The following is a 23,593-nucleotide window of genomic DNA, read 5'->3' as shown; positions in this document are numbered from 1 at the left end:
TCCTTTGCCTATGAAATAGTGTTTCCCCGGCCTCCCCCGTCGAAACGGGGGAGGGGAACCGCGATAGCGGTGGAAGGGGCGCTTTGAACGTCAACACGAACATGGGGCTGCTGCACGAGTACAAACGACTTCGTGCAACAGCCCCTTTTTATGTTCTTATCCCCGCAGCGTCGGCATCAACGCCGCCTTGTTCTCGGCGGGCGTTGTGGTCGGGCGGCCGAGATCCGCGCGCGAGCCGATTGCGGTACGCACCTCGAGAAAGGAGAGCGCGCGGCTGCCCTGCAGCTCCTCGAGCGCGCGCGTAAGCTCATCCACCGTCGCCGCCGTCCTGACCGTCCGATAGCCGAGCGCTGCGGCAACGGCGGGGAAGTCGACGCTGTGCGCCGCCGTCGGTGCGCCGCCGACGCTCTCATGCGCCTCGTTGTTGAGGAGGATGTGCGTGAGATTCGGCGGAGCCGCCGCCCCGATGGTCGCGAGTGCGCCCATGTGCATGAGTGCCGCACCGTCGCCGTCGAGGAGGATGACGCGTCGCGCGGGGGCATGGAGTGCAATGCCGAGCGCAATCGCGCCCGCGTGCCCCATCGAGCCGACGGTGAGGAAGTCGTGCGCGTGATCCTCACCGCGCGCCTCCCTCAGCTCGAAGAGCTCGCGCCCCGTCTTGCCCGTGGTCGCGACGATGACGGCGTCTCCCGCTGCATCGAGGATGTGTGCGATCGCCTCCTCACGGCGCAGGAGAAAGGCATTCCCATATTTGCGCTTCAGATGTGCGAGCGCACCGTCGCGCACGAGGAGAGCGCACTGTCCGCCGCCCGCGAGGTGGGGGCGGATTTCCTCCATCCACGTAGCAAGCTCGGTGGGGGTGCTTTCACGCGTCAGCACCATTGTTTTTACGCCCATTGTTTCAAGGAGCGGGAGCGTCAGCCGCCCCTGCACGAGATGCTGCGGCTCGTCATGGAGATCCGGCTCGCCGCGCCAGCCGATGACGAAGACGCATGGGATGCCGTAGACCTCCTCGTGCAGCAGCGAGAGCATGGGGTTGACGATGTTGCCGAGCCCGCTGTTCTGGAGGTAGACGAGCGGCGTTTTGCCCGTCGCCAGGTGATAGCCCGCCGCGAGCGCCGCCGCATTCCCTTCGTTTGCCGCAATGATATGCGCGGGGCTGCTCGCTCCATACGTATCCATGAGATAGTCCACAAGCGGGCGCAGCTTCGAGTCGGGCACGCCCGTGTAGAACTCCGTGCCAAGTGCGGCAATCAGATCATTGACGTTCATGGATGCTCCTTATCCGCTCCAAACCACTGCGGGCGCGCCGCGCGCATCGCCGGCCAGCGCTCGCCGTTATTTGCGATCTCGCGCACAATCTCTCGTGCACGCGGCCAGAAGAACGCGCGCAACGCGGGGCTGTCCACCTCGTAGCCCTCCTCGAGCTCATGGGCGCGCGGGTAGATCGCCGCCTTTGCCCCCGCAAAGTCCGCTGTCCCGTCCTCATCGACAAAGCCCTGCGTCTCGATGCGCAGCGCGTGCTCATGCGGGCGCACGGCGAGCTTGAACGTCTGCCCCGGGAAGATCGACATGCTGAGGGCAGCATCGCGCGCCCGTCCGCCGAATACGGCGGGCAGATTGCCGTCAATGTCCGCCGTAACGGGAAAGCCGCATAGATGTGCGAGCGTGGGATAGAGATCGACAGAACTCGTCAGTTCATCGGTGACAACGCCCTCGGGCACCCCCGCCCCGCGCACCATCCACACAGCACCTGTGGCATACGCGCCGAGAACCTCTGCGTGCGCGGGGTGCGGGTCGAAGAGGCTGTATCCATGATCGGAGTATAGATTTACAATGTATTCGTCCTCCTCGTAATGCTCCTCGATGTAGGAGAGTATCGCACCGACGCTGCGGTCGATATGGCGAAGGCTCACGCGCAGCTGCTCCGGAAAGATCGGCAGGTAGGGGATCCGCACACTCGCCACTTGCGGATCAAGCGGCACAAAGCGCTGTGCGAGCGGTACGGCAACCTCGGCTGCTGTGGAGAATTTGAGCGGGGTCATGGTGTTCAGCGGATGCACGTCACCCGTGTGATACAGCATGAAGTGATCCACCGTCGGCAGCGCCTCGAGGATGCGCAGGGCACGCTCCGCGCCCTCGTAGGCAGGCTGAAAACCGTGGGTGGAGATGATGCGGTCATAGCCGCGATAGACGCCCGCATAGAACGACTGCCCCGTTGCGAGCGGCGCTGTGCAGTAGTAGCCGAGATCGCTCATCTCCTCGGCGAGAGTTCGGATGGAGGGCAGCAGCACGTGATTGTGCTTCTCGTTGAACACCTGCGTGTGATACGGATAGCGCCCTGTCTCGATGGAGGGAAGGGAGGGCAGCGTGTACTCTGATACCGAAAAATGATTCTCGAAAATCACGCCGCGCGCAAAAAAGCGTGCAATACGCGGCATATATTCGGCAAAGAGAGGGCGCACGGCGGGCCGGCACATGCCGTCGATGAGGAGATTCAGCACGACTTTCCTGCGGTGCGGGCTGTGCCCGAGGCGGATCGGTGTGCCGACGGCAAAGGGCGCATCGTCCGAGCGCAGGGTCGCGCTCTCATCGAGGCGAAGATAGCTGAACGCCCACTTGCCGAGATAGCCGGGATACGCCCCCGCAGCATTCTGAACCGAGAAGTCCTGATACGTCCTCGTGCCCGCCACGGGCAGAACGACGGACATATCCTCGGGCAGGTCGATACGGACAGATCCCGTCGCTTCGCGCGCCTTCTGAAGATCAAATGTCACATCCCGATCGTTAATGAAGAAGAAGGGATCGTGCCGATTCGGTTCATAGACAAGTGCCTTCGCGGAGAGAAATCCCTCGTCCACGTAGGTGCCGACCCAGTGGCGCGCCCCGGGCGCACAGTATCTGAGCGGGATCTCCTCACCGAGAAAAATATCCAGCTCGAACTGAAGCACATCGTTTTTGATGCAGACACGATCCGTCAGCAACGGTGCATAGGCGGTATGGTTCGCCGCAAGTGAAAAATGATCGAGCGCCGCGCGCTGATCCCCCGCCTCCGGGACGGTAAGGCTGAGGCTCTCCGACGGATACAGACCATGCATATACCCCTGCATTGTGAGCGCCTCGATATCGCGTCCGGCTGCCGCATAGGCGGCGGCAAGCACCTTCCACACCTCGAGGTTGACCGACCGCTGCGCGTAGGCACGCTCCCCGCAGGCGAGTGCATTTTCCGCATCGCCCTCGTGGAGGAGATACTGAGCGGCAAAGATGTCCGCGTTTACAGAATCTCCGCCCCCTCCTGATGGACACGCTGCCTCCCGATAGTCGGCGAGTCGGGCAAGAAAGTCGTCGTCGTAGGCATTGCGCTCGGCACGGTCAAGGAGGTCGTAGAAGAGTGCAGAGGCGTGCTCGTTATTGCGCCAGAATACATGAAGATCGTTCGTCATTTCTTGTCCTCTCTAAGGGAAACACTGATAGATTGCATTTCTATCTCCGTCCAAGATGCCCCTTACACCATGCTGCGCATGGTCTACACGTTCCGCGCACAGGCTCCTCCCCCGTGTCGAGCGGTCAACGTCATCCAATCACACTTCGCTTACGCTTGTGTTCTTGGGACGTTTTCCCATACGACCTGTTGCCCAATCAGCTTCGTCCTACGGACTTGCTTCTTGGACAGGTCTGCAACGGGGGAGGCTTTTATCCGTTTTCTCCCCCGAACCACTGCGGGCGCGCCGCGCGCATCGCCGGCCAGAATTCGCCGTTGTTTGCAATCTCGTGCACAATCTCTCGTGCACGCGGATAGAAGAACGCACGCAGGGCAGGGCTATCCACCGCATAGCCCTCCTCGAGCTCATGGGCGCGCGGATAGATCGCCGCCTTTGCCCCCGCAAAGTCCGCCGTCCCGTCCTCATCGACGAAGCCCTGCGTCTCAATGCGCAGGCTGTAGTCATGGGTGCGCAGGGCGAGCTTGAACGTCTGCCCCGGGAAGATCGACATGCTAAGGGCGGCGTCGCGCTTCTTCCCGCCGAAGACCGCGGGGAGATTGCCGTCGATATCGGGTGCAACGGAAAAGCCGCATAGATGCCCCAGCGTCGGATAGATATCGGTGCTGCTCGTCAGCTCGCCCGCAACAACGCCCTCGGGCACCCCCGTGCCGCGCATCATCCAGACGGCGCGCGTCGAGTTCTCGCCGATGACATCGACCACGCCGCCCTTCGGCGTGCTGAACACGGAGTTGCCGTGATCCGAGTAGAGATTCACGATGTATTCGTCCTCTGCGAAATGCTCCTCGATATAGGAGAGCAGATAGCCGATGTTTCTGTCAACGTGGGCGAGGGTTCGCCAGAACTGCTCCTGATAGATCGCGAGCTTCGGCAGACGCACACTCGCAACGCGCTCGTCGATATCGAAGAGGCGATCCGCGAGGGGGAGCTGCGTCTCCACCGCAGGGTAGAATTTGAACCCCTTCGCATTCCATGGATGTGCGTCAGAGACATGCAGATAGAGGAACTGATCCACCTCATGAAACGCCTCGAGCTGCATGAACGTCCGATCCACAGCCTCCGCCGAGGGCTGCTTCCATGTGGCAACATTCAGCAGATCATAGCCGCGCATTGCACCGCACGGGACACCCTCACTCGCCCCCATCGGCGCGGCGGCATAGTAGCCGAGATCCGACATACACTCCGAGAGCGTCTTGAAATCAGGGGGCAGCTCATGACTGTCACGCTCGTTGAACACCTGCGTATGCGTCGGATAGCGTCCCGTCTCGATCACGGGCAGCGCGGGATAGGTGCATTCGGACGTGGAAAAATGCTGGTCAAAGATCGTGCCGCGCGTGAAAAAGCGCGCAATGTTCGGCATGCAGTCGGGGAAACGCGTGCGCGCCACATTCCATGACAGCCCGTCCACAAGAAGGTTCAGCACGAGTTTCCTGCGCGCAGGGCTGTGCCCGAGTCGGATGGGCGTGCCGACCGCATAGGGGGCATCGGTGGGCGACACGAGGCGCGTCGTCCGGGCGAGACGGAAGTGGCTGAACGCCCATTTCCCGAGGTATGCCTCCTGCGTAGCGGTGGACGCCGTCTCAAATCTGAGCTCCTGCAGCCTCTCCGTCCCCGCCACGGGCAGGATGACCTCCATGCCCTCAGGCACCTCGACTGTCACCGCGCCGCGTACCTCCTGTGCCTTTTGGAGTTGGAAGGAGAAATCGCGCTGCACCTTGTCCACGAATACTGCCGTGTGACGGATCTCCTCGAGCAGTTCGCTCTTATCCGAGAGGAATTCGCCGACAGCGTAGGTGCCGACCCAGTGGCGCGCACTCCCCTCCGCCGGCGTGAGCGGCAGATGCTCCCCGACAAAGGCATCCAGTGCAAAGTGAAGTTCCTCCCCGTCAAATACAGCGCGGCTTTGCGTCGTTGGCGTCCCCGTCCCCAGTCCCGCAGCGATGGAGAGACGGTTCAGCCCCTCCCGTCCGCACTGTCGGATGAGATCCAAGGGGATCTCGGGAGAGAGGTAGAGCCCATGCGCATAGCCATACATTGTGAGTGCATCGACAGGACAATCGAGGAGCGTATAGATCTCGGCGAGCAGCTTCCACACCTCGTAGTTCACGGGGCGGCGGCGATAGGCGCGCTCCGCACAGATACACGCCATCTGTGCATCGCCCTCGTGGAGGAGATAGCGCGCGGCAAAGATGTCCGCCCGCTCGGAGTCGGGTGCAGCCTCCCGATATGCCGCGAGCTGCGCCAGAAAATCATCATTGTATGCCCCGCGCTCCGCACGCGCGAGAAGATCGTAAAAGAGGCTGCGCGCACCTTCGTCATTTTGCCAGAAAACGGCAGTATCCTCCGTCATAGCATATCCCTTTCCCTCCGAAGCAACATCGGATTCCTTTACCCCTGCGGCAGCGGGAAGGTTTCCCCGTTATTCCCAATCCCGCGCAGGAACTCCCGCACGCGCGGGTAGAAGAAGCGCCGCAACGCGGGGCTGTCCACGGCATAGCCCTCCTCCATCTCATGCGCGCGCGGATAGATTGCGACATTGGCATGCGCGAGATCGACCGTGCCGTCCATCCCGACCGTCCCTTGTGTTTCGAGGCAGAGCGTGTGCTCCTTTGATCGTGCCGCGAGCACATAGGGCTTCGTCGGATAGAGCGAGTTGCTGAACACGAGGTCACGCCCTGCGCCGCCGAAGACCTGCGGCAGTACGCCGTCCACATTTTCATCCACGGGAAAGCCGAGAAGATGCCCGAGCGTAGGATAGATGTCCACCGTGCTCGTCAGCTCGTGCACATCCACGCCCTCGCGCACGCCCGCGCCGCGCATCATCCATGCCGTACGAGTGAGCTGCGCGTCCACGATCCAGTGGTCCGTGCTGAAGATCGGAACACCGTGATCCGAGTAGAGGTTCACGAGGTACTCCTCGGGTGTGTAGTTCTCCTCCAGATAGGAAAAAAGCGTGCCGAGCGCGCGGTCAACGTTCCGTACATTCTGCCAAAAGGTTGCCTGATTGAGCGCCGTCGGGCGCAGATAGGGACTTGGCATGTTCTCGAGCGCCCCTTCGAGGCGATCTGCAAGCGGAAGGCGTGCCTGTACGGAGGAGGCTGAGGCGAATGTGCTGTTCGGCCAAGGATGCAGATCCACCGTATGCAGGAAGATAAAGTGATCCGCATCGTGCATCCCGTCGAGATACCGCATGACGCGCTCCACTCCTTCGTAGGTGGGCAGTGCGTAGGGCGTGACAATGAGGCGGTCATAGCCGCGCGTCACGCCGTTGTAGATGCCGTTGCCGTCCCCCATGAGGCTCACCGTTCCATAGCCCAGTTCCTTCATGCGCTCGGAGAGCGTGATCCTGTCCTGCGCGAGGTGCGCAACCACACGGTCGTTGAAGATACGGCTGGTTTGCGCGTACATCCCCGTCTCGATGGCGGCGAGGGAGGGATAGGTGTACTCCGCCGTGGAGAATGTCTGATGAAAGGTCAGACCCTTTTCAAAAAAACGCGCGGTCTGTGGCATATGCGCCGCGAAATCCGTGCCGAGGATTTCCCACGGGAGCGCGTCGACAAGGATGTTCAGCACGAGCGGACGGCGATGTGGGGCGTGTCCGAGGCGGATCGGTGTGCCGACAATAAAGTCGCGGTCGGAGGAGAGCGCGGTGGACTCGCTCAGACGGAAGAAATTCGGCGTGGCGGAGTTCAGCCACGAGGTATCATCGAGCGTCTTTGTCCGCACGCGCATCTCCTGTGCACCCTCCGCCGTACCAAGCACGGGCAGGACGCACGCCTCTCCCTCCGCGAGTGTGATCTCTGCGCTGCCCGGGGCGCGACGTGCGCGCATGATATCAAAGTTAAAATCTGCGCCGACATGCTCGGCAAACCCCGCCGTGTTCCGCGTCGCTGCCAGCTGCCATGCGTGTCCGCCGTGGATCTCCTGCTCCGTGTAGACGCCGACGTAGTAGGGCGGTGTGATGCCGTCCTCAGCGGGCAGGAACTCGAACGAGAACGGGGTGGGGGCGGGGCGCAGCGCGCCATCCGCGTACGTCATACGGTAGACGGCAATGGGGGCGTAGCCCGGCTTTCCCATCGCGACCGAGAGCCGATCCAGTGTCTCCTGTGTGAGCGCGTCCTTCGGGAGATCGAGGGCAATCGGGACATTGAGATAGCTCGACAGATATCCCTGCATGACGAGCGCATCCGCATGGCGTCCGAGCATCCTGTACCCGCGCGCAAGCAGCTGCCAGACCGCATGATTCGTGGGGCGGTTTTCATAGGCGCGTTCGGCGCAGAGAACGGCGTTTTCCGCATCGCCCTCGTGCAGGAGATACTGCGCGGCAAAGATGTCTGCGCGCTCGGAGTCCGGCGCCGCCTCCCGATAGGCGGCGAGTCGGGCGAGAAAGTCGTCGTCGTAGGCTTTTTCTTCTGCGCGTGCCAAAAGCTCTTGAAAGAGATCATGGGCGCGGGCATTGTTGTGCCAAAATACGCTAAGATTGTCGGTCATAGAGCTTCCTTTTTATTTCTCCGTCGGCGGCGGGAATACCTCCCCATTGTTTCCGATCTCCTGCACGAACTCCCGTACACGTGGATAGAAGAACGCACGCAGCTCCGGGCTGTCCACCGCATAGCCCTCCTCAAGCTCATGCGCGCGCGGATAGATCCCGAGCTTTGCCCCCGCAAAGTCCACTGTCCCGTCCATCCCGACCGCGTCCTCTGTCTCAAGACAGAGCGTGTGCGACCGTGCGCGGGCGGCGAGGAAGTAGGGTTTGCCCGGAAAGATCGAGTTGCTGAACGCGATCTCACGCCCTGTGCCACCAAAGATCTTCGGCAGCACGCCGTCTACATTGTCCCCCACAGGGATATCAAGCAGATGCGCGAGCGTAGGGTAGAGATCCACCGTGCTCGTCAGCTCGTCCGCGATGATCCCCTCGGGCACGCCCGCCCCGCGCATCATCCACGTTGCGTTTGTACTGTCCTCGGAGACAATGTATTGGTGCGACTGGAAGATGGAGACGCCGTGATCGGAGTAAAGACTCACGATATAGTCCTCGGGAGCATAGTGTTCCTCAAGATAGGAAAAGAGCATACCGAGCGCCCGATCCGTATCCGCAACACCTTGCCAAAAGGATGCGTGGCGAGCGGGGCTTGGCGGAAGATAGGGACTTGGCACGATGTCCTCACCGACGGTCAGACGCTGCGTGAGCGGCAGTCGTGCCTGCACGGCGGCAGGGAACTGAAACGCAGGCTGCCCGCTGGGATGTACGTCGGCAGTATGCAAGAAGATGAGTTGATCCGCATCGTCCGTGCCTGTGAGATGGCGGATCGTGCACGCGACCGCGTCATAGGCTTGATAGAAGAAGGGCTGTACGAGAATGCGGTCATAGCCGCGCATGACCCCGGTGTAGATCCCGGCTCCCTCACCCGCGAGGACGGACGTGGCATAGCCGGCATCGCGCATCCGCTCGGCGAAGGTGATGATGTTTTGGTCGAGCGCATAGGCAATTTTGTCCTGAAAAATCTGCGTGTGATGGACGTACATTCCCGTCTCGATGTTGGGAATGGAGGAATAGGTGTGCTCTGCCGCAGAGAAATGCTGCGTGAAGATCGTCCCTTTTTGAAAGAAGCGATGCGTTAGCGGCATAGATGCGGCAAAGTCCTGCCCGATGATCTTCCACGGGAGGGCATCGACGAGGATATTCAGCACGAGTTTTTTCCGTGTGGGACTGTGTCCGACGCGGATCGGCGTGCCGACGATGAACGCCGCATTGGAGGAGAGGACCGCGCTCTCCGTGAGACGGAAATAGTTTGTTGTCGCCGGACTGATCCACGCCTCCCCATCGACCGATGCTGTCTTGACACGAAGCTGCTGTGGTATTATCGGTACCTGCAGCTTCCCCGTCCCCATGATCGGGAGGATGATTTCGGATGGCGTTTCAAGGTCAATCGTCACAGCAGACGATACGCGCCGCGCACGCATCAGATCAAAGACCATATCGCCCCCGCCAAAGACGGCACAGCCCGGTTCGGTGCGTACCGCCTCTGCCTGCCACGTCTTTGCCCCGAACAGCCCCTGTTCCGTATAGACCCCTACATAGTAGGGCGGCCGATCAGCTGCGTCCTGCGGCAAAAACTCTCCCATAAACATCCCTGCACGGCTTCGCCGGAGTTCGCCATTCTCATCCAGACTGAGGCGATGCGTGCAGAGGGGCGCACGTATCGGAAGACCGAGCGCGATGGACATGCGAGCACACACATCCTCTGTCAGCACATGACAGGGACAGGAAAGAGAAAACGACAGCTCGAACAGATTTCCCCTGCGGCACTGCATGACGAGTGCCTCCGCATAATGTCCCGTAGCATTGTATGCGTGTTCGAGTGCCTGCCAGACACATGGTTCGAGCGGACAAACGCGATATGCCCGCTCCGCACAGATGCACGCCGTCTCTGCATCCCCCTCGTAGAGGAGGTACTCGGCGGCGAAGATGTCCGCGTGCGCCGCATCGCCCCCTGCCTCCCGATAGGCGGCGAGTCGGGCGAGAAAATCATCATCGTATTCCTCGCGCTGCGCGCGGGCAAGGAGGTCGTAAAAGAGTGCACGGGCGCGTTCGTTGTTTTGCCAAAATACCGTGAAATCGTCCATCATGAGATTCCTTTCTGTGGTTGATCTCCCTCTGCTCTTCATGGCGCCCCTCCACCATGCCGCGCATGATCTCCCTCCCCCGCACCGGCGAGGAAGGCTTTTATGACGCGTTCAGTGCTTCCTCAAGCACGCGGAAGAAGCCCGCAATGTCGGGCGCATCGATCGCCCCGAGCGCGCAGAGGCGGAACGTCGCCGCGCTCTGCATCTTGCCGGGGTAGATCGTATAGCCACGCTCATAGCAGTAGTCGTGCACGCGTGTGAAATCAAAGTCCTGCGGATACTCCACCGCAACGACCAGCCCCGACTGGATCGCGCGCGGAATCGCTTCCTTCAGCCCGAGCTTTGCAAGTCCCGCGTGGATGGCGTCGATTGTGCGCGTGTGGCGCGCCCATTTCTTCGCCGCACCCTCGGCGAAATACTCCGCAAGCGCGCGCTTTGCCGCATAGACCGTCTGCACGGGCGGGGTGAACCGCATCTCGCCCGTCTGCTCGAATCCCGTATGCTGCATGACGAGGTTCGTGTAGTAGGAGCGCACAGGATACGCCTTTGCCGCTGCGAGCACGGCCTTTTTCGCCAGCACAAACGAAAGTCCCGTCATGCCTTGGATGCCCTTCTGCGCCGAGGACATACACACGTCGATGTTCATCTCATCGACGGAGAACGGGAGCATCGCATAGGTCGAGATCGTGTCCGCAATCATGACAGCGCCGTGCGCATGCGCGAGCGCACCGATCTCCCGCACGGGGTTCAGGATGCCCGTGCCCGTCTCCTGATGCGTCGTGTAGACGGCGGAGATATCGGGGGTTTCATCCAGTACCCGCTCGACCACCGCAAGATCGGGCAGACCGTCCACGGGGAAGGAGAGGTCGATATGCGGCACGGAATACGCACGCGCCATCTCTGCCGCCCGCGCGGAATACGCCCCATTGTTGACGATGAGGAGCTTTCCGTCAGCGGGGATGAGCGAGCTGACGCACGCGTCCATGCAGATCGTACCCGAGCCGCAGAAAAGGACGGTCGTCCACTCCGCTTCATTTGCGTGGACGACCTTTAACAGATCTGTGCCCAGCTCCCGCATGAGCGCACCGAACTCACGCTCGCGCGGACAGATGTCGGGAACGAGCTGCGCACGCTTGACCGTATCGGTCGTTGTCGCGGGACCGGGGTTGAGGAGAATGTTGCGTTTGATGTCCATAGGTCACTTCCGATACATAAAACAGGTGAAGATAAACGGCGTGTTCCAGTAATTTGCCATTTCGAGATTTGGGAATACGAGACGCAGATCGTGTTCCCGCGCAAAGTCCTCGAAGAACTCTCTGCGGAAGAAAAGGCGTCCCAGCCCCTCATAGCGTTCATCGTAGTTCGGGATGTTCGCGCGGCGGAACGCGAGATAGTCCTGCCGTTTCGTGCGGTCGTGCAGCTCCGTAATGCCAATCGCATGCCGACTCTTTGCGAGCATCCGCTCAAGGACGCGTGTGGCGTAGTCATGGTCGGGGAAATAGGAGAAGACGCCGCAGGAGTAGACCGCATCGTATTTCTCCTCCGTCGGGATATCCGCCGCCTCCATCGCTCCCATCTCGCGTGCGTTGGGAACGACAGCATGCGCCGTTTCGATCAGCCCCTCGGCGTAGTCCGAGCCGCCGACAATCATCCCCTCGCGCTGCATGAGGTACATATTCGCTCCCGCGCCGCAACCCACCTCGTAGACCGACTTGCCCGGCGTGAGATCGAGCAGTTCCACGAGCCCCGCGTGAAAGTTCAGAAAAGAGTCGAGCGGTACGCCGCCCTCCATCACATCGTAGCCGTTGAGCCGTTTCAGCTCGAGATAAACGTGTTCCCAGTCGCCGTCGAGTTCGCCCGTGACGGGCTTCCTGCGGTTCCAGATCTCTTTCCATTTATTTCCCAATTACATGACCTCAATCAGTCTGATGATGTCCTTGATCGGCAGGAGTGTGCTGTCGATCTCGTGCGCACGGTGGTGGACGAGGATGGAGCGCGCCGCGTTCTCCATTGCGGGGAAGGCGCTGCGCGTGAGCTGGTTCGCGTAGATGACGATGCGCACGCCGTGCGCTGCGAGCTCCGCCTCCGTCACCGTGTTGTAGGAGGAGGGAACCGCAACGATGGGGATATCAGGGTGCTTTGCGCGGAACACATCGCAGAATGCAATGACCTCGTCGGGCGATTTGGCGCGCGAGTGGATCATGATGCCGTCCGCGCCCGCCGCGACGTAGCCCTCTGCGCGTACAAGGGCATCGTCAAGCCCTTTTTCGAGGATCAGGCTCTCGATGCGCGCGATGATCATGAACTCCTCCGTGCGCTGCGCCGCCTTGCCCGCCGCGATCTTCTCGGAGAAGTTCTCGATCGTGTCCTGCGTCTGCGCGACCTCCGTGCCGAAGAGCGAGTTGCGCTTCGCGCCCGTCTTGTCCTCGATGATGACAGCGGAGACGCCAAGGCGCTCAAGCGTGCGGACGTTGTACGCGAAATGCTCCGCCGTGCCGCCCGTGTCCATATCGAGGATGATGGGCTTCGTCGTCACGTCCATGACCTCGTTGATGGTCTGGATGCGGTCGGAGAGGTCGACCAGCTCGATGTCGGGCTTGCCGCGCGAAGTCGAGTCGCAGAGGCTCGAGATCCACATGGCATCGAACTGGTCGAGCCCGCCGTCGCTTTCGACGACGGTTTTCTCCGCGATCAGCCCCGTGAGTCCGTTGTGCACCTCGATGGTCTTCACGATGGGAACGATCGCGAGGAGGCGGCGCAGCCGTCCGCGCCGCGCCTCGGGCATGGCGAGCTGCTCGCGCATCCGCCAGTCGATGTTGCGTACCTCGGCATTCTCCGTGTACGGCGGCTCGACGAGCTCCCCGCCATAGCGCGCAAGGCACGCGAGGACGTTCTTGCGGATGGAGGACTCAGGGCCCTGCGCCCAGTTGCTCCCGTGCACAACGTAGTCGGGGCGCAGGCGGTCCAGGATCTCGTCGTACATGATATGCTCCTGCACGACAACCTCCGCGACCTCGGGGAGGACGCGGATCATCTCCATGCGCTCGGCGAGCGTCTTCGTCGGAAAGCGGTTGTAGCGCACCATCTCCGCATCGGAGAGCACGCCCACCGTCACCTCGCCCAGCTCCGCAGCCGCACGCAGGAGGTTCCGATGCCCCTCGTGGATGATATCGGTGCAGAAGCAGGTGTAGACTCTTTTCATATTTCGTTTCCCTCTATTCCCGTTTTAGTATTTATGCCTCCCCCGTCGCGACGGGGGAGGTGGCACGCGTCAGCGTGACGGTGGGGGCGCCGGTGGCTTGTACGCATCTCCGACGATAGAAAAACTCTGCTGCCCAAAGCGCCCCTTCCACCGCTCTCGCGGTCCCCCTCCCCCTCTGCGGAGGGGGGAGGCTTTTAGGCTGCGGCATATTAGCCTCCCCCGTCCCGACGGGGGAAGCTTATTTCCCTCTTACCCGCTCCTCCAGTGCCCGCAGCTCCTCCACCGTGTCGATCTCCCACACATCTGTGCGTGTGCACTCCCTGATATATACATCGCATTCATGGGGGAAATACTTCAGCATAATTTCGTCCCAGTAGAGCTGACGGTAGCGCTCCTCGCGGTAGAGCTCATTCGCGCATTTCGCGAGCAGCCGTCCGTCCTCCGCCGTCCAGTAGGACAGCCCGAGCATCTGATGACAGGGGTGATCGCTTGCCGTGTCAATGTGTGTGATCTTCCCCGCCGCATCCGTATCAAAACACCAGTCGTCCGTCGATTCGACAGGAAATGCGATGTAGTTCGTGCGCTCCTGCGTGGGCGTGATGACGGCGGGATTCGCGAGATAGAGATCCCCCTCAATGACGTAGCTGTCCGCGAGCAGTCCCGCACGCCCCGCAAGCGCAATCGAGGAGATATTATTTGCCGCCATCCAGTCGGGATTGTCGATATAGGAAAGATGCGGGTATTCTGCGTGGAGCATGTCAAATGCCGCGCCGCAATACCCCCGCACAATAGTAATCGACGAAACCCCCGCCGCGTTAAGCGCATCGAGGATGGTCGCGATGATCGGCACACCATTCACAGGCACGAGCGGCTTGGGTACGCGATCCGTCAGCGGCGAAAGCCGTGAGCCGCGTCCCGCCGCCAGAATCACGGCACGGGTCACGCGATGTGCTGCCATCAGCACAGCCCCATCTTTCGCATCGTCTTACGGAGTGTCTTTTCCGCGATGTGCGCGGCGCGTTCCGCACCGCGTGCAATCTCAGCATTGAGATACGCTTTGTCCGCAAGGAGGCGCGCGTAGTTCTCGCGGATCGCGCGCAGTTCCTCCGCGACCACCGTGCCGACGGCAGTCTTGAAGTCGCCGTAGCCCTTGCCCGCGAACTCCGTTGCAATCTCGTCCATCGACCTGCCCGTCACAGCGGCGTAGATCGTCATCAGATTGTTGATACCGTCCTTGCCCTCGCGGAACGCAACCTCCGCCTCGCTGTCCGTCACAGCGGACTTGAATTTCTTCAGAATCGTCTTCTCATCGTCGAGGATATAGATTGTCGCCTTTGCGTTCTCATCTGACTTGCTCATCTTTGCCGTCGGTTCCGCGAGACTCATGACGCGCGCGCCCGCCTTTGGGAAGTAGCCCTCGGGCAGACGGAACGTCTCGCCGTAGACGTGGTTGAACCGCGCGGCGACATTGCGCGTGAACTCGAGGTGCTGCGTCTGATCCGCACCGACGGGCACGTAGTCCGCCTGATAGAGCAGGATGTCGCCCGCCATCAGCGCAGGATAGGTAAAGAGCCCCGCGTTGATATCCTCGGGGTGCTTTGCAGATTTATCCTTGAACTGCGTCATGCGCGTGAGGTCGCCGAACGGGCTGAGGCAGGAGAGCATCCACCCCATCTGCGCGTGCGCGGGCACGTGACTCTGGATGAAGACGAGACTCTGCTCCGGGTCGAGCCCGCACGCGAGCAGCAGCGCGAACGCCTCACGGCTCGCCTTGCGCCGTGCGGCAGGATCATGATACACCGTCAGCGCGTGCAGGTCGGCGACAAAATAATAGCAGTCATACTCCTCCTGCAAGCGCCGCCAGTTCTTCACCGCGCCGAGATAGTTGCCGAGGGTGAATGTGCCGGTGGGCTGGATGCCGCTCAGGATGATCTTGCGGCGGGAGGTGACTGCGTCCTTTTCGTTCATGACGTTCCTTCCTTTATCTGTAAAATGTTTCTCTATTATATACCATTAAGGAAGCACTGATAAATTCAGCACCGCCATCTTGACGCATCTTTTTTGCCCGCACTGTGTCGGCAAATCCTCCACATAGCCTCTGCTATGCGTCCGGTTTGCCTCCTAGTTCGGACGAAAAATCTACGCCAATTTGAGGGTCTATTTTATCAGCGATTCCTTAAAGCGGGATAAGCAAAGGGAGCGACACGGCAGGATTGCCCCCGCCTCAGTCCCCCATAATGCCCGCCATCCTGAGGAGATACTGCGCATTCGTCGTGCGGCAGCGCCCCGCGCGAATCTTGAAGTCGAAGAGAATCTTGTCCCCCTCGTAGTGCTCCTCAAAATGCGCGTTCTCCACGGGCACGCCCTCGCGCCCGAGATCGCAGAGCTCGAAGTCATGCGTCGTCACAATCGTAATTGCGTGCGGCAGGGTCAGACGACGGATCGCCGCACGCGCGCCGACAATGCGGTCGGCGGAGTTCGTCCCGCGAAAGATCTCGTCTATGAGAATCAGCATCGGACGCCCGCGCTTGCTGTACGTCATCATCTTCTTGATGCGCAGGAGCTCCGCGTAGAACGTCGAGATCCCGCCCGCGAGATCATCGCTGATCTGGATGGAGGTGTAGACCGCCATCGGCGTGAGCGCAAAGGACTGTGCACACACAGGAGCGCCGGCGTATGCCAAAACAGCGTTAGAGCCAAGCGTTCGCATATACGTCGTCTTACCCGACATATTCGAGCCCGTGATGACAAGCGTGCCCGCAGAGAGATGCGCATCGTTCGGCGTTGCCGCCTCCTCGGAGATCACGAGCGGCATTGCCCCCTCCGCCGCGAGCTGCGGCGCATCCCCCTCGAGGAACGTCGGGAACGTGTGCACCGCGCGCGTATGTCCGATCCGCGCGAGTGAGAGCAGCACCTCCACCTCCGCCCAGACCTTCAGCCAGCCCGCAGCAGCGGCGCCCGCCTGTATGCGCCAATGCGAGAAATACGCCATGCAGTGCAAATCCCAGAGAAGCGCACCGTTCGCCAGAAAGAAAAAAAGCACATTCCGTCGCATCGCCACACACTCCGCGAGCGTTGTCAGACGGCTCTGCGCCTGTGTTGCGCGCACGGGCGCAAAGAGCGGCGCAAGCACCTCGCCGAACGCCTCCCCGCGCAAAGGGGCGCGCTCGAGCGTGCGGAAGATCCGCCCGTAGAGTCTGAGTTCCCGCGCCATATGTCCGAGCGGTGCGAGTTCCCGCTGCGTACGCGGATAGAACGCCATTGCCACCGTCAGATTGAACATGAAGAGCACAATCGGAATCGTCCACGCACCGTGGAAGAACGCCGCCCAGAGAAAGGAAAGAACAAAGGCGTTTGCAAATACGATGCCAATACAAGAGATGAGCTTTAGCGATCCTTTGAGCGGATGTGCGAGTTCCTTTGCCAGTTCGCGTGTATCGTGACCGTCCGGCAGACGCGCCCCGCGCGCCTCCAGCTCAATGCAGAGCAGCGGATGTGCAAGCAGCTCCGCCACCGCCGCCTGCCGCCTACGTGTACGATCGAGATCACGCGGGGTTGCCGTGAGCGCCGCCGCAAGCCGCTCGCGTCCCGCCTGCGTGCGCGCCGCGCAGAGATACTGATAGAGCGATGCCGTGCCGAAGATATGCAGATCGCGGTCGGGCGGGCGCTTCTCCTTGGCGTAGCCGGCACCGTCCTCGGGCAGATGCTTCCACGCCCCCGAGAATCGCTCGAGATAGCCCGCCGTGACGGCAAGATACGCCTTTGTCAGGAGGCGCAGCCGCTCCAGTTTCCGATGACGCGCCACAAGCACGACAAAGAGCAGCAAAAGGAAGCCGCCCAGCATGAGCTCTGCGGGCGACGAGACATCATAGCCGTGGATGACTGCAGCGAGCATTGCGGGAAAGACAAGTGTGCGCGCGAGGATGTAGCGCGTCCGTTGCCTATTCTGTGAACGTTCGAGCGCGAGCGTATTCTCCCGCACATTTTCATAGAACAGTTTATTCAAGAGGAGACTCCTTCTCAAAATTGATGATAATCGTATTATAGCATAGCTTCCCCCCTCTTGTAGACAATTTTTCCCGAAACTGTTACAATAGGTACGAGATGGGAGGGATGTTCATGCAGGATCTGAGCGCAGCCATCCGTCGCACGGAGGCAGCCATGCGCGCCCTCGAAGCGCGCATGCAGCACGCTGTCGGCGACCTCGACTACGAATCCTATCTCCACGAGAAGCGCGCCCTCACCGCCGCACTCCTCGCCCTCCGAAAGCGACGGGAGCGCGAGGAGAATGCATTCAGTTAGGGAAGCACTGAAACAACACCTTTCCTCCGCCGATAAAATGGTGGAGGTTTTTTATTTCCTCAGCTTTACAATAAATACAAAACAATTATATAAAATAGCGATAAATAACTATAAATTAGAATAAATACCGATAGAAAATCACCTCATTCCCGCAGATTTTCCCTTGAAAAAGGCTTTCATATCGTCCATAATAAGAACAAGACCAAAGATTTATAAAGGAGTACCACCATGAAAGAATCTGCCTGCGCCGCCGTCGACACGCTCATTGCGCGCTATCCCGCGCTCGAGCCATGCGGCGGAGATATCCGTGCCGCCATTGAGGCACTCGTCCTTTGCTACCGTACGGGCGGCAAGCTCATCGTCTGCGGAAACGGCGGCTCTGCCTCGGATGCCGAGCACATCGTCGGCGAGCTGATGAAGGGCTTCCTCCTGCCGCGCCACTTGGGCGAGGATATGCTTGATAAGCTGCACGCGGTCTGCGATGTGACGGATCCGAAGACCGTTGACTACTTCATGCAGAACCTGCAGGGCGCACTCCCCGCGATTTCGCTGCCCTCGCAGCTCGCGATCAGCACGGCGTTCTCGAACGATCAGGCGCCCGACCTCACCTTTGCCCAGCAGGTCTTGGGACTCGGAAAGCAGGGGGACGTTCTCCTCGGCATCACAACCTCGGGCAACTCGAAGAACGTGCTCTATGCCTTCCGCATGGCGCAAGCGCTCGGCCTCACGCCCATCGCCCTCACGGGCGCCTCGGGTGGAAAATGCGTCTCGGGCGGCTACGCTGACATCACGATCAAGGCGCCCGCCGAGGAGACGTACAAGATTCAGGAGTATCACCTCCCCATCTACCACACGCTCTGCATCGCCGTCGAGGAGGAATTCTTCGGCGCGGAGTAGGGGCTGTGCAAAGCGCCCCTTCCACCATGCTGCGCATGGTCCCCCTCCCCCGCTGTGGCAGGGGAGGCAAAGGGTGCGCTATGCCGAATGCTATGTATACCGTGCGATGCCCCCTAAGCGAACCCTAGTGGAGCAAGCGGAAACGAGGACACGTTCTGCCCCCTGCGGATTTCTTTCGTCCAAGCGCGCAGCGCGCGTTTAAGGAAGCACTGATAAATTCAGCACCGCCATCTTGACGCATCTTTTTTGCCCGCACTGTGTCGGCAAATCCTCCACATAGCTTTTGCTATGCGTCCGGTTTGCCTCCTTGTTCGGACGAAAAAATCTACGCCAATCTGACGGACTTCATTTTATCAGCGATTCCTTAAGAACTCCGCAGGTATTTAGGCAGATAAGTGTCCGACCGCTTGCGTAACTAAGCGTTCGCGCGGGGGTACGCACGGTATAAAGACACCTGAATACAAAGGAGGAATCCCCATGCCACTCACCCACGAGGATTTCATGAAGCTCGCGAACGGCAGCGACATCCGCGGTGTCGCCGTCGCGGGCGTTGCGGGCGAGCCCGTCACCCTCACCCCCGAGGCGGCAAACCGCATCGCCGCAGGCTTCGTCCGCCTGCTCACGGAGAAGACGGGCAAGCAGCCCGCCGAGCTGCAGATCGCCGTCGGCCACGACTCGCGCATCTCCGCGCTCGCCATCAAGGACTGCGTGCTCACGGGACTCACCCACACGGGCGCGCACGGCATCGACTGCGTCCTCGCCTCCACCCCCGCCATGTTCATGGCGACCATCTTCGAGGACACGGCGGCGGACGGCTCCATCATGATTACGGCGAGCCACCTCCCCTACAACCGCAACGGGCTGAAATTCTTCACCGCCGCCGGAGGCGCGGACAAGGAGGACATCAAGAAGATCCTCACCTATGCCGCCGAGGCACAGGAGGCGCACGGCACCCTCGACAACGTGCTGAAATTCGACCTCATCGGCCGCTACAGCGAGCACCTCGTCCAGAAAATCCGCACGGCGCTTGGCGGCGCGGAGAAACCACTCGCGGGCATGCACATCGTCGTCGACGCGGGCAACGGCGCGGGCGGCTTCTTCGCGGGGCGCATCCTCACCCCGCTCGGCGCGGATACCAAGGGCAGCCGCTACCTCGACCCCGACGGGCACTTCCCGAACCACGTACCGAACCCCGAGGATCCAAAGGCAATGCTTGCCATCAAGGAGGCGGTCATCGAGAATGACGCCGACCTCGGGCTCATCTTCGACACCGACGTTGACCGCATGAGTGCTGTCCTCGCCGACGGCACGGATGTCAGCCGCAACGCCCTCATCGCCATGATGGCGGCAATCCTCGCGCCCGACTACCCCGGCTCCACCATCATCACCGACTCCGTCACCTCCGACGGCCTGCACGACTTCCTCGAGCAGGAGCTGCACCTGAGGCATCTGCGCTATATGCGCGGCTACAAGAACGTCATCAACGAGTGCATCCGCCGCAATGAGGCGGGCGAAGTCTCCCCGCTCGCGATCGAAACCTCGGGGCACGGCGCGCTCTCGGAGAACTACTACCTCGACGACGGCGCGTACCTCGCGGTCAAGCTCATCATCGCAGCCGCAAAGGCACGCGCTGAGGATCGCACACTCGACGATCTCATTGCCGCGCTCCGCCACCCCGCCGAGGCGCGCGAGATCCGCATCAAGATCATGGGTGTGGACGACGCGAAGGCATACGGCAAGGAGGTTCTCGCCGCATTCGAGGCACGCGCGCGCGAAAAGGGGCTCACGATTGCAGAGCCCTCCTACGAGGGCGTGCGCATCGTCTTTGCGGGCGGCTGGGCGCTGCTCAGGATGTCGCTACACGATCCGAACATGCCGCTCAACATCGAGGCGGATGCCGCAGACGGTGCGGACGAGATCGAGCGCACGGTCAAGGAGCTCATTGCGGGCTTTGACGCCCTCGACCTCTCCGGATTCCAAAACTAGGGAATCGCTGATAAAATGAAGTCCGTCAGATTGGCGTAGATTTTTCGTCCGAACAAGGAGGCAAACCAGACGCATAGCAAAGGCTATGTGGAGGATTTGCCGACGAAGTGCGGGCAAAAAAGATGCGCTAAGATGGCGGTGCTGAATTTATCAGTGCTTCCCTAGCCATACTTCCCCAACATCGGGGGCTGTTGCACGAAGTTGTTTTGACTCCGTACAACAGCCCCTGTTCGTGTTAGCGCTCAAGGCGCCCCTACCACCGCTTTGCGGTCCCCCTCCCCCGTGACGCACGGGGGAGGCTGGAATTATGGCATCTTAGCTTCCCCCGTCGCAACGGGGGAAGTGGCGAGCGTAGCGAGCCGATAGGGGCGTTCGTGCAACAGCCCCTTTTCATGACCGCCTTCATTTTATCAGTACTTCGCTAAAGAATTTATCAAGCACTTTCATATTTAATAGTATCCACTTCCATAATTTTATGCTATAATAACTACATTATTTTGGTTGCATGTATTTATAGGAAAATAAACCTCTTTTCCCTAGGACATAACGCCGAGGAGACCATCTGTGACATGACAAAAATCGTTCAAATGATATGGGGCAACCGCGTCACGCTGCTGTGCGTGGCTGCAGTTGCGGCATTGGCTGTACTCTCGTGGCGCACGCTTGCCATCTCTCCATACACCCCACAGCAGGCGGAGTATGCCGTCATCGAGGGCAGCCCCGAGTACAATGACATCATCGGGTTCGACCCCGAGAACTTCGACTGGCAGCCCTACAACTTCCCCACCCCGCCGCCCATGCCGGAGGGTACAAAGACCGTCTATCTCTCGTGGAAGATTCCCGAGACGACCCCACTCTTCGTCAATCACCTGCTTTTTACAACGACGAATCAGGATGCCTACGTCTACCTCGACAACGAACTCATCTATATGCACGGCAACTGGCTGCAGCTCACGGACTCGCGCGGGCGAACGATGCACTTCATCCATGTGGACGAAGGCTTCGCGGGCAAGCGACTCACCATCATGCTGCACTCCGGCTATGCGAACTGGCTGGGGAGCCTCGACTACTTCTATATCGGCAGCGAAAACGCCCTCATCCGCAAAATCGGCCTTGCCGATGCCATCTACACGGCGAGCCTCTCCATCGCCCTCTCCCTCATTGTATTCCTCGTCATGGATCTCATCTGGCGCGGCATCCACGCACGACGCAAAATACAGCTCTACCTCATTGGCTTCCTCGTGAGCTTCATCCTGTGGACGTCGGGCACATCCTCCTTCTTCTCACGCCTCATCGGCTTCCCCGAACTCTGGTGGGAACTCCACCTCATCATGCTCTACATCATGCCGCTCGCATTTGCGAAGATCACGCAGGAGATCACATCTCTCAGATATTCTACAATCATACGCGGTATAACAGTTGTCTATGCCCTGCTCTTTATCGTCGCCACCATCAGCGAGATCAGCGGATTCGACGGCTATATGAACCTGCTCTTCCTCTTCTACCCCATTCTCTTCATCAGCGCGCTCGTCCTCGCCTATACCCTTCTGCGCTCAGACTGGAATGAGAATCCCGCCTGCCGCTACGGGCTCATCGCCATGATCTCCCTGACCGTCTTTGTCGGCATCGACGCTCTGCATTGGGAATACCACCGGCTCGCATCCGTGGTCTCGACTACGGTCTTCTCCATCTACTCGACCATCCCGTTCGTCTTCTTCCTCATCCGCGAACAGATGCAGAAGGATGCCCGCCTCGCCCAGCAGAACGAGACACTCGCGCGCGAGCTGCAGGAATCGCAGAACGAGGCGGTGCGTGACTTCCTCACGGGCGCGTACAACCGCCACCAGCTCGCGGACGGCATTGCGAAATTCTCCGCACTCGCCAATACACGCGGCTTCAACTTCTCGTTTGCCATCTTCGACGTGGATCACTTCAAGACCGTCAACGACACGCGCGGTCACCTCGGCGGTGACAAGATCCTGAGGCAGATCGCCGATACCGTGCGCGCAAAGACGGATCGCCGACACATCTTCATCCGCTATGGCGGCGACGAATTCATCCTGCTCGCCCTGCACCACAATCTCGCGCAGATGGTCACACTCTGCGAGGAACTGCGCAAGGATCTCGAGCAGACACTCGACGGGGTCACCATGAGCTTTGGTGTCTCCACATGGCATGGCACAAACGACCGTATGGCATCGCTGATGGAACGCGCCGACCGTGCCCTCTACCTCTCGAAGGAAAAGGGGCGCAACGCCGTCTCCGGCGAAAATGAGTGTCCGCCCGAACCCGAGAACGCAAATCCCGACACCTAAGGAATCGCTGATAAAATGAAGTCCGTCAGATTGGTGCAGATTTTTTGTCCTATCGAGGAGACAAACCGGACGCATAGCAGAGGCTATGTGGAGGATTTGTCGACACAGAGAGGGCGAAAAAGATGCGCCAAGATGATGGTGCTGAATTTATCAGTGCTTCCCTAACCCCAATACAAGAAAAAGGGGCTGTTGCACAAAGTCATTTTGACTCCGTACAACAGCCCCGATTTTTTCTTTTATCCCTTGTTTTCACTCAATAATATTCGTATTCTTTTTCATTTTCCTATTGTTCTATATCTAACAGATATGGTATAATAAAGGCAAATATCCGAGAATGATCGCATCCACACCTCTCCCCGAAGGGGGTGCTGACCCATGAATAAAATTCGTGCTTTTCTGCGGGGAAACGTACTCACCCTGCTCTGCGTATCGCTCCTCATCGGAGCCTCCATACTCGCATGGCGTCTGCTCGCGACGCCGCTCGACCCCTATATGCACGCGGAGTATGCCATCATGAAGGGGGAACCCACGTACAAGGACATCATCGGCTTTCGTGCGGGCAGAATGGACTGGCAGGAGTATGACTATCCCGCCCCGCCGCCTATGCCCGCAGGGACAACGACCGTCTATCTCTCGTGGCGCGTGCCGCTCTCGGCGCGGTTCTTCAACGAACACATCCTCTTTGCAACGACGAATCAGGATGCCTATGTCTACGTCGACGACGAACTCGTCTACATGCACGGCGACTGCAGTCAGCTTACAGC

At 60.2% G+C, this 23,593-nt stretch carries 17 protein-coding genes and 3 pseudogenes; 7 read left to right on the top strand and 13 right to left on the bottom strand.

The window, feature by feature from the left end:
- Positions 1-156: 156 nt before the first annotated feature.
- The 12 genes and pseudogenes from aepY to AXF19_RS04070 form a co-directional block, all read right to left on the bottom strand.
- On the bottom strand, positions 157-1,272 hold the full coding sequence (aepY, locus tag AXF19_RS04120; protein ID WP_066845430.1) for a phosphonopyruvate decarboxylase: 1,116 nt from the start codon (positions 1,270-1,272) through the stop codon (positions 157-159).
- Positions 1,269-3,443, bottom strand: coding sequence for a sulfatase-like hydrolase/transferase (locus AXF19_RS04115; protein ID WP_066845420.1), 2,175 nt, complete (start codon positions 3,441-3,443; stop codon positions 1,269-1,271). Before AXF19_RS04115 ends, aepY begins: the two co-directional genes overlap by 4 nt.
- A 250-nt stretch (positions 3,444-3,693) precedes the next feature.
- Positions 3,694-5,850 (bottom strand): sulfatase-like hydrolase/transferase, encoded by a 2,157-nt coding sequence (locus tag AXF19_RS04110; protein WP_066845416.1) that lies wholly within the window; start codon positions 5,848-5,850, stop codon positions 3,694-3,696.
- Between the two features lie 38 nt (positions 5,851-5,888).
- Positions 5,889-7,991 (bottom strand): sulfatase-like hydrolase/transferase, encoded by a 2,103-nt coding sequence (locus tag AXF19_RS04105; RefSeq protein ID WP_066845413.1) that lies wholly within the window; start codon positions 7,989-7,991, stop codon positions 5,889-5,891.
- Positions 7,992-8,003: 12 nt separating this feature from the next.
- Positions 8,004-10,130 carry a sulfatase-like hydrolase/transferase gene (locus tag AXF19_RS04100; protein ID WP_157092480.1) on the bottom strand — a complete coding sequence of 709 codons (2,127 nt, stop codon included), beginning with the start codon at positions 10,128-10,130 and terminating at the stop codon, positions 8,004-8,006.
- 97 nt (positions 10,131-10,227) lie between these two features.
- Positions 10,228-11,322, bottom strand: a complete 1,095-nt coding sequence (locus tag AXF19_RS04095) for a 2-aminoethylphosphonate aminotransferase (RefSeq protein WP_066845410.1) — start codon at positions 11,320-11,322, stop codon at positions 10,228-10,230.
- 3 nt (positions 11,323-11,325) lie between these two features.
- The gene (locus AXF19_RS04090) at positions 11,326-12,033 is read right to left on the bottom strand and encodes a class I SAM-dependent methyltransferase (protein WP_066845407.1); all 708 of its coding nucleotides are present in this window, start codon (positions 12,031-12,033) and stop codon (positions 11,326-11,328) included.
- On the bottom strand, positions 12,034-13,329 hold the full coding sequence (gene aepX / locus AXF19_RS04085; protein ID WP_066845405.1) for a phosphoenolpyruvate mutase: 1,296 nt from the start codon (positions 13,327-13,329) through the stop codon (positions 12,034-12,036).
- A gap of 238 nt (positions 13,330-13,567) precedes the next feature.
- Positions 13,568-14,287, bottom strand: a complete 720-nt coding sequence (locus tag AXF19_RS04080; protein WP_066845402.1) for a phosphocholine cytidylyltransferase family protein — start codon at positions 14,285-14,287, stop codon at positions 13,568-13,570.
- On the bottom strand, positions 14,287-15,297 hold the full coding sequence (trpS, locus tag AXF19_RS04075; protein WP_066845399.1) for a tryptophan--tRNA ligase: 1,011 nt from the start codon (positions 15,295-15,297) through the stop codon (positions 14,287-14,289). Before trpS ends, AXF19_RS04080 begins: the two co-directional genes overlap by 1 nt.
- Before the next feature lie 45 nt (positions 15,298-15,342).
- Positions 15,343-15,450 (bottom strand): annotated as a pseudogene (locus AXF19_RS15100) (secretion protein HlyD); the annotation flags it as partial.
- Between the two features lie 103 nt (positions 15,451-15,553).
- Positions 15,554-17,335, bottom strand: coding sequence for a MutS-related protein (locus tag AXF19_RS04070; RefSeq protein ID WP_066845396.1), 1,782 nt, complete (start codon positions 17,333-17,335; stop codon positions 15,554-15,556).
- Positions 17,336-17,448: 113 nt separating this feature from the next.
- On the opposite strand from AXF19_RS04070, the gene AXF19_RS04065 reads away from it, so the two are divergent.
- Positions 17,449-17,631 (top strand): hypothetical protein, encoded by a 183-nt coding sequence (locus AXF19_RS04065; RefSeq protein ID WP_066845393.1) that lies wholly within the window; start codon positions 17,449-17,451, stop codon positions 17,629-17,631.
- A 228-nt stretch (positions 17,632-17,859) separates the two neighbouring features.
- Positions 17,860-18,528, top strand: a complete 669-nt coding sequence (locus AXF19_RS04060) for a D-sedoheptulose-7-phosphate isomerase (protein WP_066845390.1) — start codon at positions 17,860-17,862, stop codon at positions 18,526-18,528.
- 198 nt (positions 18,529-18,726) lie between these two features.
- On the opposite strand, the pseudogene AXF19_RS15095 reads toward AXF19_RS04060, so the two are convergent.
- Positions 18,727-18,855 (bottom strand): annotated as a pseudogene (locus tag AXF19_RS15095) (secretion protein HlyD); the annotation flags it as partial.
- A 150-nt stretch (positions 18,856-19,005) separates the two neighbouring features.
- Between AXF19_RS15095 and AXF19_RS04055 the strand changes: the two are divergent.
- The 5 genes and pseudogenes from AXF19_RS04055 to AXF19_RS14550 form a co-directional block, all read left to right on the top strand.
- Positions 19,006-20,514 carry a phosphoglucomutase gene (locus AXF19_RS04055; RefSeq protein WP_066845388.1) on the top strand — a complete coding sequence of 503 codons (1,509 nt, stop codon included), beginning with the start codon at positions 19,006-19,008 and terminating at the stop codon, positions 20,512-20,514.
- A 39-nt stretch (positions 20,515-20,553) separates the two neighbouring features.
- Positions 20,554-20,679, top strand: a complete 126-nt coding sequence (locus AXF19_RS15090; RefSeq protein WP_237141731.1) for a secretion protein HlyD — start codon at positions 20,554-20,556, stop codon at positions 20,677-20,679.
- Positions 20,680-21,083: 404 nt separating this feature from the next.
- The gene (locus AXF19_RS04050; RefSeq protein ID WP_066845385.1) at positions 21,084-22,829 is read left to right on the top strand and encodes a sensor domain-containing diguanylate cyclase; all 1,746 of its coding nucleotides are present in this window, start codon (positions 21,084-21,086) and stop codon (positions 22,827-22,829) included.
- Between the two features lie 15 nt (positions 22,830-22,844).
- Complete coding sequence (locus AXF19_RS15085; RefSeq protein WP_237141690.1) at positions 22,845-22,994, top strand: secretion protein HlyD; 150 nt, start codon at positions 22,845-22,847, stop codon at positions 22,992-22,994.
- 210 nt (positions 22,995-23,204) lie between these two features.
- Positions 23,205-23,593 (top strand): annotated as a pseudogene (locus AXF19_RS14550) (GGDEF domain-containing protein); the annotation flags it as partial.

The sequence above is a fragment of the Selenomonas sp. oral taxon 126 genome (assembly GCF_001683335.1).
Lineage (GTDB): Bacteria > Bacillota > Negativicutes > Selenomonadales > Selenomonadaceae > Centipeda.
The sequence above is the reverse complement of the archived record's forward strand: the minus strand, read 5'-3'. Positions and strand labels throughout refer to the sequence as shown.

Coding starts and splice junctions, on each gene's coding strand:
- aepY (WP_066845430.1), bottom strand. CDS start 1,272: ATGAACGTCAATGATCTGATTGCCGCACTTGGCACGGAGTTCTACACG.
- AXF19_RS04115 (WP_066845420.1), bottom strand. CDS start 3,443: ATGACGAACGATCTTCATGTATTCTGGCGCAATAACGAGCACGCCTCT.
- AXF19_RS04110 (WP_066845416.1), bottom strand. CDS start 5,850: ATGACGGAGGATACTGCCGTTTTCTGGCAAAATGACGAAGGTGCGCGC.
- AXF19_RS04105 (WP_066845413.1), bottom strand. CDS start 7,991: ATGACCGACAATCTTAGCGTATTTTGGCACAACAATGCCCGCGCCCAT.
- AXF19_RS04100 (WP_157092480.1), bottom strand. CDS start 10,130: ATGATGGACGATTTCACGGTATTTTGGCAAAACAACGAACGCGCCCGT.
- AXF19_RS04095 (WP_066845410.1), bottom strand. CDS start 11,322: ATGGACATCAAACGCAACATTCTCCTCAACCCCGGTCCCGCGACAACG.
- aepX (WP_066845405.1), bottom strand. CDS start 13,329: ATGAAAAGAGTCTACACCTGCTTCTGCACCGATATCATCCACGAGGGG.
- AXF19_RS04080 (WP_066845402.1), bottom strand. CDS start 14,287: ATGGCAGCACATCGCGTGACCCGTGCCGTGATTCTGGCGGCGGGACGC.
- trpS (WP_066845399.1), bottom strand. CDS start 15,297: ATGAACGAAAAGGACGCAGTCACCTCCCGCCGCAAGATCATCCTGAGC.
- AXF19_RS04065 (WP_066845393.1), top strand. CDS start 17,449: ATGCAGGATCTGAGCGCAGCCATCCGTCGCACGGAGGCAGCCATGCGC.
- AXF19_RS04060 (WP_066845390.1), top strand. CDS start 17,860: ATGAAAGAATCTGCCTGCGCCGCCGTCGACACGCTCATTGCGCGCTAT.
- AXF19_RS04055 (WP_066845388.1), top strand. CDS start 19,006: ATGCCACTCACCCACGAGGATTTCATGAAGCTCGCGAACGGCAGCGAC.
- AXF19_RS04050 (WP_066845385.1), top strand. CDS start 21,084: ATGACAAAAATCGTTCAAATGATATGGGGCAACCGCGTCACGCTGCTG.
- AXF19_RS15085 (WP_237141690.1), top strand. CDS start 22,845: ATGAAGTCCGTCAGATTGGTGCAGATTTTTTGTCCTATCGAGGAGACA.